Origin of the sequence: Bilifractor sp. LCP21S3_F8 (assembly GCF_052117805.1) — a bacterium.
Lineage (GTDB): Bacteria > Bacillota > Clostridia > Lachnospirales > Lachnospiraceae > Bilifractor.
Map to the genome: position 1 here is coordinate 44,272 of NZ_JBQKIK010000006.1, position 15,863 is coordinate 60,134.

Sequence of the window (15,863 nt, forward strand, 5' to 3'; positions counted from 1 at the left end):
TTATGCACCGGAAGCTTTGACCGGACGCAAAAAGAAATCCGGGAGGTGATGCAAATGCGGAGAGTTGTTGTTGATATGCAAAATGCTTTGCTTGCGCTGTGTCTGCTGCTGAGCCTGACCGCCTGCGGGGCACAGTCCTCCGGAAAGATCCCCGGGGGCACAAGCGATCCGAAAATGGAAACGAAGCTGCCGGAAAACGACCCCGGCGGCAAGGGTGATTTGAGCGGGAAAGACGATCCGGATGGTGACACCGTGACCGATGAAGCGGCGCGGGCGGCGCTGGACCTGCTGCGCCAATGCATGGCGGACAGTCCCAAGGCTGCCGCCGTGGCGTACCTCGGCTATCGGGACGCGGCGGAGCAGGACGGCGACCTCACCGACTGGCTGTGGACCAACGCGCCGGGGCTGATGGAGAAAATGGCATTTCTGCAGTCCATCCCCGCTGACCGTGTGCTGAACGGCAGCTACGGCGACCTCTATTGCGTCGCGCCCCGGGACGAACACACCTCGCTGGCGGTGAATCACGTCACCTGGCGCTCCAATGGCCGCGGCATGTGGCCTGTGGCGGACGAGGTACTCTACCGCAGCGAGTACGCCGAGCCCCTGCTGCTCTTCGTCCGCTGGGAGGAATTTGAGGACGAGCCGGACGTGGAGATCGTCATCGTGCCGGATGGCGGCGTTGAGGTGAGCTGGTGTCCCACAAGGAACTTGGAGGACGGCGGCTATATCGAACTCCCCACCGGCGTGGACTACGAACCCCTGCTGCTGGATTTCAGCCGCTTCGGCGACGTCACAGGTCTTGACTATCCCGAGGATTGGGAGCCGGCGGGCGACGACTGGTGGCTGCCGCCTACGGATATGGGCCTGGCAGACACCACCTGGGTCTGTGATGACTGGCTGATGAGCCTGCACTACGGCGACTGCGACCCTGACTATGCCGGGATCGCCGAGCTCTACCACAGCTTTGAAGACAATACAGAGCTGACACGGGTCTTTTCCGGCGTGTGGCGCATGGAGGATGACTGTCTGCGGCTGGATCTCTCCGCCGGCGTCGGCAGCTCCCTCAGCGGCAGTTTCCCGATCCTCATCTCCCCCTCCGGCGAGGAGATGCATTTCCAGCGTTCGCGCAGCGGCGAAGGGGTCCCCTTCCTGCCGGACGATATGGACTCCATTGATCTGACACGGAGCTATGGCTGAGTCCCCTTTCATTTTTCCAAACACTCGCAGTTCTCCCTGCATCTATTCTATCGAGAGACGCTGAAACAAAAAATGCTCGTATCGCAGTCATAGCTTACAAGGGCGCCGGCAGCGATGAGCTGCTTGACTACAGCGTAGGGACGATCATTCTGAAAAAAGTCGTCAACACGGAGGATACAACCACGATTACTGTCGACGCCTACGGAAGCGAGACATATCTCCCCGAAAGCAAAAAACCATTCACGAAAAAAATCAAGCGGACGCTCACTCTGCAAAGAGCGAGACACCCCGAAAAAAGAAAAACGGACGGGGAACTCTTCACCGAAAAGGACTGCCCGTCCTGCGGAGCGAATTTCATACCTGATGAGAATCACTGCTGCTCGTTCTGCGGATACAGTCTCAAGGCAGATAACGCCAAATGGGTCGTTTTGACGATCGGCAAATGACAAGGAGGATCCTTGTAATGGGATTATTTGGCAAAAAATACTGTGATGTCTGCGGTGCCAAGATAGGTTTTCTCGGAAACCGCAAGCTCGAGGACGGCAATCTCTGCAAGGAATGCGCGAAAAAGCTCTCGCCGCTTTTTTCAGAGCGTCGGCACTCGACAGTCGCTGAGATTAAGGAACAGCTCGCCTACCGCGAAGAGAACAGGCATCGGCTCGATGATTTCTTGCCGACTGTCACCTTTGACGGAAGCAAGAAAGTTTATATTGACCCGATAAGCGAGCGTTTCATCGTCACGGGACTTTCGAACTGGCGCGGTGGCAACCCGGATCTGATCAGCTTCTCACAGGTCACCAACGTTGAGACAGACATCAGAGAGAACAAGGAAGAGATCTTCTATAAGGACTCCGAGGGCAACGAGAAGAGCTACAATCCGCGCCGCTACGAGTGCGACTACGAGTTCAACGTCACAATCCACGTTGATTCCCCATGGTTTGACGAGATCGAGCTTGAACTGAGCGACGGGAACCGTCCTGACAGCCGCGTCACCGACCTCTACCGCAAATACGAGCAGAAAACGCATGAACTCGCTGATATACTGATGCGCCGCGACAATCGTCACCGTGTCTTTGACGGTGCCGGAATGATGAACCAGATCCGCGCTGAGGACGAACGTCCCGACTCCGCGCCCGCCTCTCAGCCAAGCGGCGGGGAGTGGGTCTGCCCATCCTGCGGCTCAAAGACTACCGGCGCTAAATTCTGCGACAACTGCAGAGCTCTGAAGTCTGCGCCTGTTGAGGCTGCCGCGGCTCAGACTTCTGTCAATGAGACGTGGGTATGCCCCTCCTGCGGGTCTGAGGGTCAGTCGAAAAATTCCGTGAGAACTGCGGATGCGCGAGACCGGCTCCGAAGACAGTGCGCTGCGCCTCCTGCGGTTACACCCCGGAGAATCAGGCAAAACCGCCGAAGTTCTGTCCGGAGTGCGGCAAACCGCTGTACTGACGCTATGAAATGCCGAAGATCGTTGAGGGTGGTGATAATAATGTCTGTTGTCCTTACTGTATCCGCGCTGTTCGGCTGTGGAGGAAGCGGGAAATACACGGTCGATGATATCATCTCGTTCCATACCTCCTACTATGGCATGGCAAGCAATCCGGTGTATGCCTTCGTGCTGCGAAAGCAGGATGAAAACTGGCTCTTCTCCGCAAGCTGCTGGGTCGAGAGCCGGGAGGACTATTACACATCCTTCAGTTCCTTCCCGATACCAACCGAGGAAGCGGAGAAATTCCTTGAGATCATCCGCGAGGAAGACGAGATCAGGCGGCTGCGGAAATACCGCAATCCGATACGCTTCTTCCACATAGCCGACGAGCCGATGCGCAGCTCCAGAATGACTTTCACCGACGGAAACAGCATTGAAAAAGAGACCAAGCTTTGCGACAGGGCTATTGACTGCCTGCGCGACCTCGCTGACAGACACTATGAAGCCGCTGAAAAAGCCGAGCTGATAGCGATAAAGAATAAGCTTACCTCGGTATTTATCCGTCTGAAGGATACCGAACCGTGGCGTTCGCATTCCTTCACTCTGAAAAAAGACGGCGACCAATGGTACTTTTCATTTGAATGCTCGTTCGGAGAGGACAGCTTGCCTGTAAAGGCGGAAAATGTCCGGCTTTCAGACGAGGAGACAGACGATGTGATCAGAATCATTGCGAGATATGACCTGATTTCCAAGGCGAGCGGATATGCCGAGCCGCCGGAAGATATCGACAGTATTACCGACCGGAATGTGTATATCACGGAATTCAGCCTTGCCGACGGGAGCGGGATAAACTCATCCCTCCCCGCGCCGGATGAGCTCACCGGCTGCCTTTACGGGCTTGCCGGGGCGAAGCTCCTGACTGAGGTCAATATCAGCCGTAGCTGCATGGATCATTCCTCATCATACTCATTCAGTCTCGAAAAGGCGGAAGACAACTGGTTTCTGTCCTTTGACTGCGCGACAGATAGAAAAGGATATCACACAAACGCGGAAAAGCTTCCTGTCAACGCCGAAGAGGCAGAGGAAATACTACGAATAGTCAGAGACCAACGTCTCATAAGCGAGGTTCTGTCGTATGAAGAGCCGCCGGAAAGCGACATATACGCCCTTGATGAGACCACATACAACACATCATTTGTTCTTTCGGACGGCAGCTCAGTACACGCCCCTATAAATGCGGGCAGTGAACTGTCAGACGCGTTCTATTCCCTTGCGGGCAGAATAAACAAAAAATAAACCGACTCTGTCAGTAAATAAAAAGGAGAATTAAATAAAATTATAAAAGAAGGATCAAGGGTTATCAAAACCCAAGATCCTTCTTTTGTGTTAGAATTATACTTGCAATGAACAAATCTAACACACTTAATTCTACCTCAAAACAGGCAGTTTTGCCAATGCTTATTCAGGATTATCTGGACATCTGTGATCCGGTACTGACATTTGACCGATTCATGGGAGGAATCGATCTGGAGAAATATCTGAAAAACATCCAGAAGCACTATACTGGAAGACTCAGATATAACCCGGTCAGCATGCTGAAAACAGTACTGTTCGGATTTATGACGAATGGCTACATTTCCTTACGGGAACTGGAGGACCAGTGCAGGGTTAATCTCCGGTTCATGTATCTTATCTTCGTATGCCTCAAGGTTATTTTGTTCAGGAAGATTTTTTCGAATAGGAGTGCCGTCACTGGCGGAGTGTCCGCGTTTTGGCGGCAAATGGTTCTCGTTATGATACAGCCGCATATAATCCCGTGTTGTCTGCCAGCTGATATCGTACTGTTCAGTTGCATCATATTTGGAGATCTCGCCGTCATATATCCGGCGGCCGATGTCCAAACACGTTGTTCTTTGGTGTATTTCATGGTAAGCCTCCTGTCCATGCAAGGATAACTTGTGTTTATGGATCTGAAGTCTGATGTTTTAACTATACAGAATCAACGTCTAAAAGTTAACCCATCTGCATCCAAAATAAGTTTACTACTTCATGGGAGACAGATTTCTGATGATCCCGCAAGTGCAAATATGATATGATACAAGTAGAAAACGGGGATGCCGTGGAAGTCTTTTGGGAAGATGCAGAGATCAAAACAACGTAGTTACATGGGTTCGGATTAATCGGGATATGATTTTAGGACGCGGTTGAATGGCTTTTGATGAAAGATTGCAATGATTTGAATGAGAGGTGACAGAATATGAATTTTAAACCAGAAAAGAAACTCGGCTTTGGCCTGATGCGGCTTCCGCATATGGATCCGCAGAATCCTGCGGATATCGATATCGAACAGGTGAAAAAGATGGTGGATATCTTTATGCAGAGGGGTTTCACCTATTTTGATACCGCATGGATGTACAACGATTTTGCCAGTGAATGTGCTGTAAAGACATGCCTTTCGGATCGTTATCCGAGAGAAAATTATACTCTTGCAACGAAATTGCACGCGGCTTTTTACAACACGATGGAAGAAAGAGATGAGATTTTCTTTAAGCAGCTGGAAAAATGTGGCGTTGAGTATTTTGACTATTATCTGATTCACGGCGTTGGTCACGGCATGCTAAAGCATATCGACACATTTGATGTGTGGAACTGGCTGGTTCAGAAGAAGGAAGTCGGCCTTGTCAGACACATTGGTTTCTCCTTCCATGATACGCCGGAGTTGCTGGAAGAGTTGCTGACGAAACATCCGGAAATGGAATTTGTTCAGCTTCAGATCAATTATCTGGACTGGGAGTCCGAATGGATTAACTCGAGGCGGTGCTATGAGGTGTGTGAAAAATTTGGCAAGCCGGTGATTGTGATGGAGCCTGTGAAAGGAGGAACGCTTGCAAAGATTCCGGCCGAAGCGGAGCAGCTGTTCAAAGATCACGATCCATCTCTGTCCGTTCCCAGCTATGCGATTCGTTTTGCCGCAAGTCTCCCGAATGTCATGGTCGTGCTCTCCGGTATGTCAAATATTGAACAGGTAGAGGACAATACCTCCTTTATGCAGGATTTTGAGCCTCTGACGGAAGAAGAGAAGGCACTCTGCTTCAAGGCTGGAGACATTATTAACAGTCAGATTACAGTTCCGTGTACTGGCTGCCATTATTGTACGGACGGATGCCCGAAGCATATAGCTATCCCGGAATATTTTTCTTTATACAATGAGGATATGCGCGAAAACCTTGCGGAAAAGGGATGGACTGTAAACTTTACCAATTATCAGGAGGTTGCGGCGAGACACGGAAAGGCGTCTGACTGTATCAAATGCGGACAGTGCGAAAGCATCTGCCCTCAGCATCTTCACATCATCGATTTTCTGGAAGATGTAAGCAGGCATTTTGAACACTGAGGAGTGGAGAGATATATGGCAGCATTTCCAAGTCCTGAAAATGAAGCAACATTGCAAATGATCCGCGATTAGTGTACAATATTATCGCTAAAATTTCTATGAGGGCTTCTCCGACGGAGGAGAAGCCTGTTCATTTACGCGAACAGTGAGCCGCAGCCGAATGCGAAGTATTCGTGTGCGGCGAGCGTCGCGATAGCGAGATAAAACTCGCGCAGCGTGTTTTATCTCGTTGTCAGAAGGTCTTTATTGATATAGCGGAGGAAGGCTGCAGAATCCCGACGATCTATCAGACGGGGATTACTCTTTTTTATCTGCCGGAATTCGCAATCTAAGGCCAAGGACGATCTGTCTCGTGGCGCTTGTTGTGGCACCCGATAAATTTAGCAAGGAGCCAAAAGCCCGTAAATATAAGGATTTTTAAGGAGATATAGAAGAAAATGAAACTAGGTATCGTCGGACTTCCGAATGTTGGTAAAAGCACTCTGTTTAATGCGCTGACCCAGGCAGGGGCAGAAATGGCGAATTATCCGTTCTGCACCATTGATCCAAATGTCGGCGTTGTGCCTGTTCCGGATGAGAGACTGAAGCTGCTTGGCGACTTCTTTCATTCCAAGAAGGTGACACCGGCAGTTGTCGAGTTCGTGGATATCGCCGGACTGGTAAAGGGCGCATCGAAGGGAGAAGGCCTGGGCAATCAGTTCCTCGCGAATATCCGTGAGTGCGACGCGATCGTTCATGTCGTCAGATGCTTTGAGGATCCGAATGTCATCCATGTAGATGGAAGTGTTGATCCGACCCGTGATATCGAGACCATTGATCTGGAGCTGATCTTCGCGGATCTCGAGGTACTGGAGAGAAGAATCGCGAAGACGACCAAGGCGGCCCGCATCGGCGACAAATCCGTCAAGACGGAGCTTGAGATGCTTCTGGCCCTGAAGGCGCACCTGGAGGATGGCAAGGATGCGATTTCGTTTGATCTGGAGCCTTACCGGGACGAGGAGAGTGTTCTGACCGCCTTTAATGAGCTGAATCTCCTGACCGCGAAGCCGGTGATCTATGCGGCAAATGTCGCGGAGGACGATCTTGCGGACGACGGCGCTTCCAATCCCCATGTTCAGGCGGTGCGGGAGTACGCGAAGGCGAAGAACAGCGAGGTCTTCGTGGTGAGTGCGGAGATCGAGGCGGAGATGTCCGAGATGAGCGAAGAGGATAAGGAGATGTTCCTTGAGGACCTCGGCGTGAAATCATCCGGAATGGACAAGCTGATTCAGGCCTCCTACCGCACGCTCGGTCTGATGAGCTTCCTGACCGGAGGTGAGGACGAGACCCGTGCGTGGACCATACGAATCGGCACAAAGGCACCGCAGGCGGCCGGAAAAATTCACACCGACTTTGAGCGCGGCTTCATCAAGGCGGAGGTCATTAATTACAAGGAGCTTCTGGACTGCGGTTCGTACGCGGCGGCACGTGAGAAGGGCCTGGTCCGCATGGAGGGCAAGGATTACGTCGTAAAGGACGGCGATGTGATTATTTTCCGTTTCAATGTATAAAGCAATCTCCCGAAGAGGGCCTTTTTAAGATCAGGCCAGACTTCGGGAGATTTTTTTACGCGAACAGTGAGCCGCAGCCGAATGCGAAGTATTCGTGTGCGGCGAGCGTCGCGATAGCGAGATAAAACTCGCGCAGCGTGTTTTATCTCGTTGTGTGAACAGGCGGGCAGTTGTCAGGAATCTGCTGCCTTCTTCAGCCGGGAAAAGTCTCAAAGAGTTACGTGGAAGGAGATATCCGGTTTCTTGTAGCTGATGAAGATCTTGCCGTGGTGGTTTTCTACGATCTGCTTTGCCATGGAAAGGCCGATGCCGTAGCCGGATTTTTTGCTGTTGTGTGAGGTGTCCTCGCGGTAAAAACGGTCGAAAAAGCGGGTGTAATCTGTACCTTCGCCATCTGCGTAGGTATTGGTTACGGTGAGATGGATGCCCTTGCCGTGATTTCTCGGATGCAGGGTGAGGAAGACGGTGCCGCCTTCGTCACAATATTTCGCGGCGTTGTCCAGTAGGATATTGAACAGCTCTGAGAGTGCACTCTGATCTCCGGTAAAGTGAAGCTCGTCGTCGATCACGGTTTCGAGACGCTTGCCCTGCTGTTCGATGACCGGCCGGAAGTTTTCTGCGGATTGTCTTGAGACTGCTGACAGATTCATGTCTTCCGGATGCTTGAAACTGGTTTCCTGCATCCTGGTAAGGGTGATCAGGTTGTTCACAAGACCGGTCAGGCGGGAAACCTGGTTGCGGATGCTGGTGGTCCACTCATTTTTTCCGTTGATCATCTCCAGGACCTCGGCATTGGCGGAGATCACAGTGAGCGGCGTCTTCAGCTCGTGTCCGGCATTGGTGATGAACTGTTTCTGGCTTTCGATGTTGCGGGCGATGGGCTGTACGACTTTCCGCGAGATGAAGGTGATGATAATCAGAAAAACAATCGTGCAGAATATGGCGAAGATGATCGAGTACCGGGAGAACATCTGAAAAGAACGATAATCGTTTGTGGAATCCATGAAAACGAGAATATAGGTTCCGTCTTCAGCGGGCTGTCCGTAATAGGAATAGATCATCTGGTTGTAATGGATCATTCCGCTGTTCTGACCGGATGCATAGCAGGATTCGGCAAAGCTGCGGGTTTCTTCCTCTGTGAGAGAGGAAATATGGTCGTTTTTCATGGTGAGAATGTGACCCTCTGCATCAAAAATTGCGGAAAAATACCGGATCTGATAGCTGCTCTCGGGGGTCAGCTCCAGATATTCTGTCTTTGTGCTGTCCGGACCGATTTTCAGAGCACGGAAATATTCGCGAAGCCTGTACAGAATGGAGTTGATGTTGATGGTGATACCGGTTTCGCCTGATGTCGAAGACGAAGAGCCGGATACCGTACCGCTTTCCGATGAGACATCCGGGGAGGCGTCGTAATCGTGGTAATCCGGGTCGTTCTTTTTCAGATAATCTTTGTATTCATTGAGCGTGATGGATGGAAGCTCGCCGCCGTTGTCCGCGATATATTGCAGCTCATCGTGTATATCGGACGATCTGTTCAGATAATTGAACAGGTTGACGGGGATGAGCAGAAGAACCATCAGGATGATGATGGCAAGGGTAGAATAAAGGATGAACTGGTGCTGTAATTTCTTGATCATTCCGGACTCCCTTTCAAAGTAAACTGCCATACGATAAATTGCGCCACATACGGTATAAGCTGCGGAATTGCTCCGCGCTTTGCACTCCCGCAATCCCACAGATAACCGGCTTTGTCGGTCTGCTGCGGCGTTCACCCCACCGCTTCACACTTTGTGTCAGCGGGTGTGGCTCGCTGCCGGGACACATTCCATTATGTGCCTCTTGCGCGTTTATTTAAGTGCCTGGGGCGGTCGGCCCGCTTCGCTGATTATCTGAATTGACGCAGCACGTAGGTTCCGCCGTGTTCACCGGCGATTTCAATATCAGCCCGGATTGCCTGAAGCTTGTTGCGCAGATAGCAGACATATACCCATACGATCTCCGGATCCTTATCAGTATTATCGCTCCAGATATGGTCGAGGAGTTCCTGCGTCGTCAGCTCTTTTCCTGCGTTCAGCATGAAAAATTCCATCATCTTTGTCTCTTTGCCGGCCAGGCGTATGGAGTTGTGACTGGAGAGCTCCTGCTCATCGGTATTCAGCGTGACATCTCCGAGGCGAAGCTGCTTTGGGGTGTAGGACTCGGAGCGGCGGGTGAGTGAGCGGATCCGGGCGAGAAGCTCGCCCATTGCAAAGGGTTTGGTCAGATAGTCGTCGGCACCGGCGTCCAGACCGGTGATACGGTCGTCAATTTCTGCCTTCGCCGTGAGCATGATAACGGGCGTCACGTTGCCACGGCTCCGCAGAACCCTCAGGGCTTCGATCCCGTCCATCTTCGGCATCATGATGTCAAAGATCATGCAGTCATAAGGGGCAGCCGCTGCTTTTTGTACGGCTGCTTCACCGTCATAAACTGCGTCAATTTCGTAACCTGCGTGTGAGAGAACCGCGACCAGTGCGCGGGAGAGATCCGGTTCATCTTCTGCCAGTAATAATTTCATTCTATCTATATGGCTCCTTTCTGCTGTTATCTTGCTGCGTCGCCCATCGGGTCCGGGATGCTCATGATCGGGCATGAGGTGCCTGACAGGCCTGAAATTTCCATCGGGTCTGATGCATGTCAGGCAGACGGGCTCTTTGTCTTACTGCTCTTTAGCGGAGCCTCCGTTGATCAGAGCGCGGATCGTCTGCATAGAGACGTCGCAGGACGCCAGTTCATCCGCGCACCGCTTCAGTTCAGAGGTGATCATCGAAGCATTGGATATGTTCTGCTTGTACTTGAGCTGGTGTTCCAGACTTGCCCACATGTCCATCGCAATGGTCCGGAGCTGAATCTCGACATAGTATTCTCCCGGGAAATTTCCGCGGACATCCTCATACGGAACGGCAGCCTTCAGAATCATATGGTAACTCCGGTAACCGTTTGGCTTGGCGTTTCGGATGTAATCCTTTTCTGTTATAACAGTCAGATCAGAGGATGCTTTCAGGTGACGTATGATGGCGTAGATGTCGTCGATGAATCGGGTCACGATGCGGATACCGATTGCATCAGTGATGACATTGAGCGCGGAATCGGGTGTCTCGGGCAAACCTTTCCGTCTGCATTTCTCACGCATGCTTTCCTCGCTCTTGATCCTGGCACTGAGATGTTCATAGATACCTTCGCCCTTCTCGGAACGAAAACTGTCGTTATAGGCGCGGATGCGGTCGGTCATGCTGTCCATCACAAACTTCAGCGCGGACTTATATTTTCCGTAAACGGAGTCTTCCGTATCCGCGGTCTGCGGCTCCGGCCCGGCGTCCTTCGTATCCGTGGTCTGCGGCTCCGGCCCGGCGCCCTTCGTATCCGCACTCTGCGGCTTCGGCCCGGCGTCCTTCGTATCCGCACTCTGCGGCTCCGGCTCGGCGTCTGTCGCGTCAGTGCATCTTGTCTGAACCCAGTAGGCACCCATGCTCTGACCGGGCTTTCCGGTGACTTCGTCATTGAGATAGGCGGAAAGATCCGTATCTTCCGGTTTCCAGGAAAGAGCAGCTTCCACGGTCGGGAATTCGATTTCAGCGTACCAGAATTCCGTTTTCTGCCCCTCGTCGACATGGTTTACTTCGAGATGGCTGCCGTCCGGAAGCAGATATGTCCTCCGGATTTTCGGGATCAGAGGGAGCTGGATGAGATCCTCCAGCTGTATGAATTTGTCTTCTGAGATGGAAAGCTCGATCTCTTTTCTGGCAAGTGTCCCTGAGGATTTGAAGCAGAGAATATAATCCGTATCTCCTCCACTTCTGGATTCCTCCCGGATCCGGACGGTCGGCGTGACCGAGAGATATCCCTGACGCATCCGATATTCAAAAAGAAGAGGGAAGGGCTTCTCCGGCCAACCCTTTACCATCCATTTTCTTTCAATTTCCATATAATGTGCCTCATTTCTGCAGGTTCTGTATTCTGGATTATAGCAGCTGTTTCCTCTGCGATTTTATTTTAACATGGAAATGAAAGGATTGTGTGAAATAATAATCACGGTCTCCGAAATCTTGAAAACATGCGGGGCATGTGCTATGGTAAGGTTGTTTTTTACGTTGATCCAGGGAAAAAGGCACCTTACCCGCACGGGGAAGTGTACTTTCATGACTATATAATAAGGAAGAAGAACTATGGCAAATCTGTTAAAAACCATGCTTGCCGTCGGGGCATGCAAGGCATCGAGGACGGCACTCCGGATGATGCACCGGGGAGGCACGACGACGCCGGGCCGGCTGGCGATGAAGATCGATGGTGATATTCTGGAGACGGTTTCCCGGGACATGGAAATCATTGTGGTGACCGGAACAAACGGGAAGACGACGACTTCGAATATGATCGATCACGCGCTTTCGGGCAGCGGCAGAGAGGTGCTTGCGAATAAGTCCGGGGCAAATCTGCTTCCTGGCGTTACGGCGGAGTTTACCTCGAACGCGACGGCGACAGGCAGACCGAAAAAGCACTATGCAGTGATTGAATGCGATGAGGGCGCCCTCAAACAGGTCGTCCCGAGGATACATCCGAAGGTGATTGTCGTGACGAATCTTTTCCGTGATCAGCTGGACCGGTACGGTGAGGTCATGCATACGCTTGAGGAGATACGTAAGGGAATCCGCCTGGTTCCGGACGCGATTCTCTGTCTGAACGCCGATGATTCCCTGACGGCATCTCTGGCGCTCGGCGTTCCGAACCCGGTGACGTATTTCGGTATCGACTGTCCCGTCGGAGAACAGAAAAATGTGGAGATTTCTGACGCAAGATATTGTATCCGGTGCGGCACAGAGTATGAGTATGATTACCATACCTATGCGCATCTGGGAGGGTTCCGCTGTCCGAAATGCGGATACCGCAGGATCCGTCCGGCGGTTGCCGTGACCGGGATCGAGAAGGCATCTTCCTCAGGGAGTGTTGTGCGGATGCGGTTCGGAGCAGACGGGAGTACGGACGCCGCCGCAGAAGATGGCAGGATCAGAGGAACAGCCGACGGGACAGAAGGCGGAAGGGACAAAAGCAACGCTGCCGGGGCAGAGGAAGGCAAGGGCAGAGACACCGCCACAGAGACAGAGCAGGAGGTCACGATCGGGCTCCCGGCTGTCTATAATATCTATAACGGTGCAGCCGCGATCGCCGCATATCAGGCAGCGGGCTTTGACCGTAAGGAGATCGTCACTTCGCTGGCGGACGTGCACAGCAGTTTCGGCAGAATGGAAACCTTCCGGCTCGGAGAAGTTCCGGTTCAGATGATTCTGGTGAAGAATCCGGCCGGGTGCAATCAGGCCTTATCTTATCTCTCCGGACTCGGTGAGGATTACCAGGCGGTCTTCTGCCTGAATGACCGGACTGCGGACGGACATGATATCTCCTGGATCTGGGATGCGGATTTTGAAAAGGTCTGTCGGGATCCGCATATGAGGCATGCTTTTGTTCTGGGAGACAGAGCGGACGACATGCGCCTGAGGCTGAAGTACGCGGACGCTGAGGAAGAGGACATAGAGAAGGTGGCAGATAATGCGGCACTGATTGAAAAGCTGAAGAAAAGCACGGTTCCGGTATTTATTCTTCCGAATTATACATCCATGCTTTCTCTTCGGGCGGCGCTCGGAGCGATTACCGGGAAACAGGAATTCTGGAAAGGCTGACAAGGAGAGGAAGGTTGAGCTATGAGTGAATTGAAAATCTGCCATCTCTATCCGGAAGTGCTGAATCTGTACGGAGACCGCGGAAATATCCGGTGCATGCAGAAACGGCTGGAGTGGAGAGGCATTGACGCGAGCATTACGCGGGTCGGCCTTGGAGATCATGAGGATCTCTCCCAATATGATCTGTTCTTTATCGGCGGCGGCCAGGATTTTGAACAGGAGGTTCTTTTGAAGGACCTGAAGGCAGGAAAGGCGGACGCGATCCGTTCAGCCATTGAGGACGGAAAAACATTTCTGTGCATCTGCGGCGGTTACCAGATGCTCGGACATTACTATGAAACCTATGACGGAGTCAGATGTGAGTTTCTGGGCGCGGTTGATTTTTATACCAGGGGCGGAAGCACCCGGATGATTGATAATTATGCCTTCCGGCTGGATGCCTCCTGTGGCGGAAGCACGGTTGTCGGTTTTGAAAATCACAGCGGCAGAACATATCTGGGCAAGGGCGTGAAACCGCTCGGTACGGTTTTGAAGGGCTATGGAAACAACGGAGAAGATGGAACAGAGGGCGTGCACTACAGGAATGTTTTTGGTTCCTACAGCCATGGGCCGGTGCTGCCGAAGAACCCGGAGTTTTGCGATTTCCTGCTGAAAACGGCACTGGAACGGAAATATGGAAGCTTTGATCTGGAGCCGCTGGAGGATGCTTTTGAAAAACAGGCCCACGACAGCGTTCTTGCTGGCGTAAAGGCCGGCACCGCCGGAGCAGATGACTGAGCACATTTGGATTGAAAGAGCCCTGGAACCTGAGATGCCGGTGATCGGTGAGCTGGTATCGTGAGCTGGTATAAATTGGAGACATCTGTGTATGCAGGAGAAAAAACTGAAAATTGAAAAGCTCGCGATGCGGATCTCTTTTATCGGGACAGTGGCATTTGCTGCCGCCGAGTTCCTGATTTTTCTGATCGCGGGTTCGAGAGCGGTTCTGATGGACTTTGTCTTCGATTTCGTCGACGTGATTCTCATTGGACCGTTGATGGTTCTGATTCCGTTTCTTTATAAGCCGGCATCGGAACGGCATCCGTACGGGTACGGACAGGTGGAGTCGCTGTTTATTATCATGAAGTACCTCGCTCTGGTAATTGTGGATATCGATCTTCTGTACGACAATATCCGCACAATAATCGGCGGAGGGCAGATGATCGATGCCGGTGCCGTCTTTCTGTATGAGATGATTTCGAGCATCGGCACGCTGGCGATGTGCCTGGTTCTGAAGCACCTCAGCCGCAAGTATGAGTCCATGATCATCGAAGCGGAGATCTACTCCTGGAAAATTTATGTATATACCAGCGCGGGACTTGCACTGGCCTTTCTTCTGACTATTTTCCTGAAGAAAACGCTGTATGCATTTGTCACGCCCTACATGGATCCGGTGATTGCGTCGGTGATGGCGATTGTCCTGATCATCCGTCCGATTCGGGAAATCGCGGCAAATACCCGGAATCTTCTGCTGTTCTCGGCACCGCCGGAGACCGTTGAGGAGGTACGTGCGGTAGCTGAGGAGGAGCTGCGGAAATATTCATGTGATATTAACTTCCTCGAGGTTATCCAGACCGGAAGAAAGACCTGGGTGGAGATTTACATTGACAGTGAATCGGATGTTGTGGTTCTGCGTCATCTGCATCTGATTCGTGACGCGATTCGGGAGAAACTAAAGGATAAATTTGATCAGTATTATGTGGAGCTGATACCGGATATTCCGAATTGACCGAAGAAGATGTTGTGGAGAAAGCCTTGCCTCTGACATTGATTCTATTGAGCGGTTGGAATCATAGCCATGGTTAAGCCTGGCGCCATCAACGATCCGGCGCAGCGTACGATTTACAGAAGGACACTGCTGCCTGAAAGTGGCAGCTTCGCTACATCATGTATCAGATCTGCGATAAGACACAAAATAGACCGGCCCTGTAACGGGGCCGGTTTTTTCACATAATTTTCGCGAAAATCGGTTGATTTTTAGAGGACGCAAGACTAAAATGGGAACATAGGTGGTGATTTGTGGTGAATTGTGGTAGAAAAGGGAGACCAGAACGCTTCTTGGGGAGGAAGTGGAGGATTCTCTGCCGCGGTCACGAATGAGGTTATTGTTTCTATGTTCATGGGTGAGTACAGCCATACAATTGATAGCAAAGGAAGACTGATCATCCCATCCAAGTTCAGGGAGGAGCTTGGGGAGAACTTTGTCCTGACAAGAGGATTGGATGGATGTCTGTCGATCTATCCGGCTGCATCGTGGAAAGCCTTCGAGAAGAAACTGGCCGAATTGCCACTTACAAGTAAAGATGCAAGAACCTTCACCCGTTTCTTTGTCAGCGGAGCAACAGGCTGTGAACTGGACAAGCAGGGGAGAATTCTCGTGCCGGGTACGCTGCGGGAATATGCAGGTCTGGAAAAGGATGTGATTCTGGCCGGGAACCTGGATCGCATTGAAGTCTGGAGCAAGGACCGGTGGGCGGATAACAACGATTACGAAGACATGGATGCCATTGCGAAGGGACTGCAGGATATTGGAGTGTCAATCTGAA

General features: G+C 51.8%; 11 protein-coding genes and 1 pseudogene. 9 read left to right on the top strand and 3 right to left on the bottom strand.

What is annotated here, in order from left to right; all coding sequences use genetic code 11:
• Window positions 1–54 precede the first annotated feature (54 nt).
• The 5 genes and pseudogenes from ACTQ3A_RS04475 to ychF all read left to right on the top strand — a co-directional run bounded on the left by ACTQ3A_RS04475 (window position 55) and on the right by ychF (window position 7,567).
• Window positions 55–1,197 carry a hypothetical protein gene (locus ACTQ3A_RS04475; RefSeq protein ID WP_441494159.1) on the top strand — a complete coding sequence of 381 codons (1,143 nt, stop codon included), beginning with the start codon at window positions 55–57 and terminating at the stop codon, window positions 1,195–1,197.
• A 463-nt stretch (window positions 1,198–1,660) separates the two neighbouring features.
• Entirely contained in the window at window positions 1,661–3,919 is a 2,259-nt protein-coding gene (locus tag ACTQ3A_RS04480) for a DUF4428 domain-containing protein (protein ID WP_441098785.1), read from the top strand.
• A 107-nt stretch (window positions 3,920–4,026) separates the two neighbouring features.
• A pseudogene (locus ACTQ3A_RS04485) lies at window positions 4,027–4,317 on the top strand (transposase); the annotation flags it as partial.
• A gap of 563 nt (window positions 4,318–4,880) precedes the next feature.
• Window positions 4,881–6,017, top strand: coding sequence for an aldo/keto reductase (locus tag ACTQ3A_RS04490; RefSeq protein WP_441098784.1), 1,137 nt, complete (start codon window positions 4,881–4,883; stop codon window positions 6,015–6,017).
• Between the two features lie 437 nt (window positions 6,018–6,454).
• A complete protein-coding gene (gene ychF / locus ACTQ3A_RS04495) occupies window positions 6,455–7,567 on the top strand; it encodes a redox-regulated ATPase YchF (protein ID WP_441098783.1) in 1,113 nt (370 codons plus the stop codon).
• A 209-nt stretch (window positions 7,568–7,776) separates the two neighbouring features.
• Here the strand turns inward: ychF and ACTQ3A_RS04500 are convergent, their stop codons facing one another.
• The 3 genes from ACTQ3A_RS04500 to ACTQ3A_RS04510 all read right to left on the bottom strand — a co-directional run bounded on the left by ACTQ3A_RS04500 (window position 7,777) and on the right by ACTQ3A_RS04510 (window position 11,531).
• The gene (locus ACTQ3A_RS04500) at window positions 7,777–9,204 is read right to left on the bottom strand and encodes a sensor histidine kinase (protein ID WP_441098782.1); all 1,428 of its coding nucleotides are present in this window, start codon (window positions 9,202–9,204) and stop codon (window positions 7,777–7,779) included.
• 248 nt (window positions 9,205–9,452) lie between these two features.
• Window positions 9,453–10,124, bottom strand: coding sequence for a response regulator transcription factor (locus ACTQ3A_RS04505; RefSeq protein WP_441098781.1), 672 nt, complete (start codon window positions 10,122–10,124; stop codon window positions 9,453–9,455).
• A gap of 141 nt (window positions 10,125–10,265) precedes the next feature.
• Window positions 10,266–11,531 carry a hypothetical protein gene (locus ACTQ3A_RS04510; protein WP_441098780.1) on the bottom strand — a complete coding sequence of 422 codons (1,266 nt, stop codon included), beginning with the start codon at window positions 11,529–11,531 and terminating at the stop codon, window positions 10,266–10,268.
• A 241-nt stretch (window positions 11,532–11,772) separates the two neighbouring features.
• Here ACTQ3A_RS04510 and ACTQ3A_RS04515 point away from each other — a divergent pair, with 241 nt between their 5' ends.
• The 4 genes from ACTQ3A_RS04515 to mraZ all read left to right on the top strand — a co-directional run bounded on the left by ACTQ3A_RS04515 (window position 11,773) and on the right by mraZ (window position 15,862).
• Window positions 11,773–13,278 (top strand): MurT ligase domain-containing protein, encoded by a 1,506-nt coding sequence (locus ACTQ3A_RS04515; RefSeq protein WP_441494160.1) that lies wholly within the window; start codon window positions 11,773–11,775, stop codon window positions 13,276–13,278.
• 21 nt (window positions 13,279–13,299) lie between these two features.
• Complete coding sequence (locus ACTQ3A_RS04520) at window positions 13,300–14,055, top strand: type 1 glutamine amidotransferase (protein WP_441098778.1); 756 nt, start codon at window positions 13,300–13,302, stop codon at window positions 14,053–14,055.
• A 91-nt stretch (window positions 14,056–14,146) separates the two neighbouring features.
• Window positions 14,147–15,046, top strand: coding sequence for a cation diffusion facilitator family transporter (locus ACTQ3A_RS04525; RefSeq protein ID WP_441098777.1), 900 nt, complete (start codon window positions 14,147–14,149; stop codon window positions 15,044–15,046).
• Between the two features lie 384 nt (window positions 15,047–15,430).
• A complete protein-coding gene (gene mraZ / locus ACTQ3A_RS04530; RefSeq protein WP_441098926.1) occupies window positions 15,431–15,862 on the top strand; it encodes a division/cell wall cluster transcriptional repressor MraZ in 432 nt (143 codons plus the stop codon).
• Window position 15,863: the final 1 nt, after the last annotated feature.

Coding starts and splice junctions, on each gene's coding strand:
- ACTQ3A_RS04500 (WP_441098782.1), bottom strand. CDS start 9,204: ATGATCAAGAAATTACAGCACCAGTTCATCCTTTATTCTACCCTTGCC.
- ACTQ3A_RS04510 (WP_441098780.1), bottom strand. CDS start 11,531: ATGGAAATTGAAAGAAAATGGATGGTAAAGGGTTGGCCGGAGAAGCCC.
- ACTQ3A_RS04475 (WP_441494159.1), top strand. CDS start 55: ATGCGGAGAGTTGTTGTTGATATGCAAAATGCTTTGCTTGCGCTGTGT.
- ychF (WP_441098783.1), top strand. CDS start 6,455: ATGAAACTAGGTATCGTCGGACTTCCGAATGTTGGTAAAAGCACTCTG.
- ACTQ3A_RS04480 (WP_441098785.1), top strand. CDS start 1,661: ATGGGATTATTTGGCAAAAAATACTGTGATGTCTGCGGTGCCAAGATA.
- mraZ (WP_441098926.1), top strand. CDS start 15,431: ATGTTCATGGGTGAGTACAGCCATACAATTGATAGCAAAGGAAGACTG.
- ACTQ3A_RS04515 (WP_441494160.1), top strand. CDS start 11,773: ATGGCAAATCTGTTAAAAACCATGCTTGCCGTCGGGGCATGCAAGGCA.
- ACTQ3A_RS04490 (WP_441098784.1), top strand. CDS start 4,881: ATGAATTTTAAACCAGAAAAGAAACTCGGCTTTGGCCTGATGCGGCTT.
- ACTQ3A_RS04505 (WP_441098781.1), bottom strand. CDS start 10,124: ATGAAATTATTACTGGCAGAAGATGAACCGGATCTCTCCCGCGCACTG.
- ACTQ3A_RS04525 (WP_441098777.1), top strand. CDS start 14,147: ATGCAGGAGAAAAAACTGAAAATTGAAAAGCTCGCGATGCGGATCTCT.
- ACTQ3A_RS04520 (WP_441098778.1), top strand. CDS start 13,300: ATGAGTGAATTGAAAATCTGCCATCTCTATCCGGAAGTGCTGAATCTG.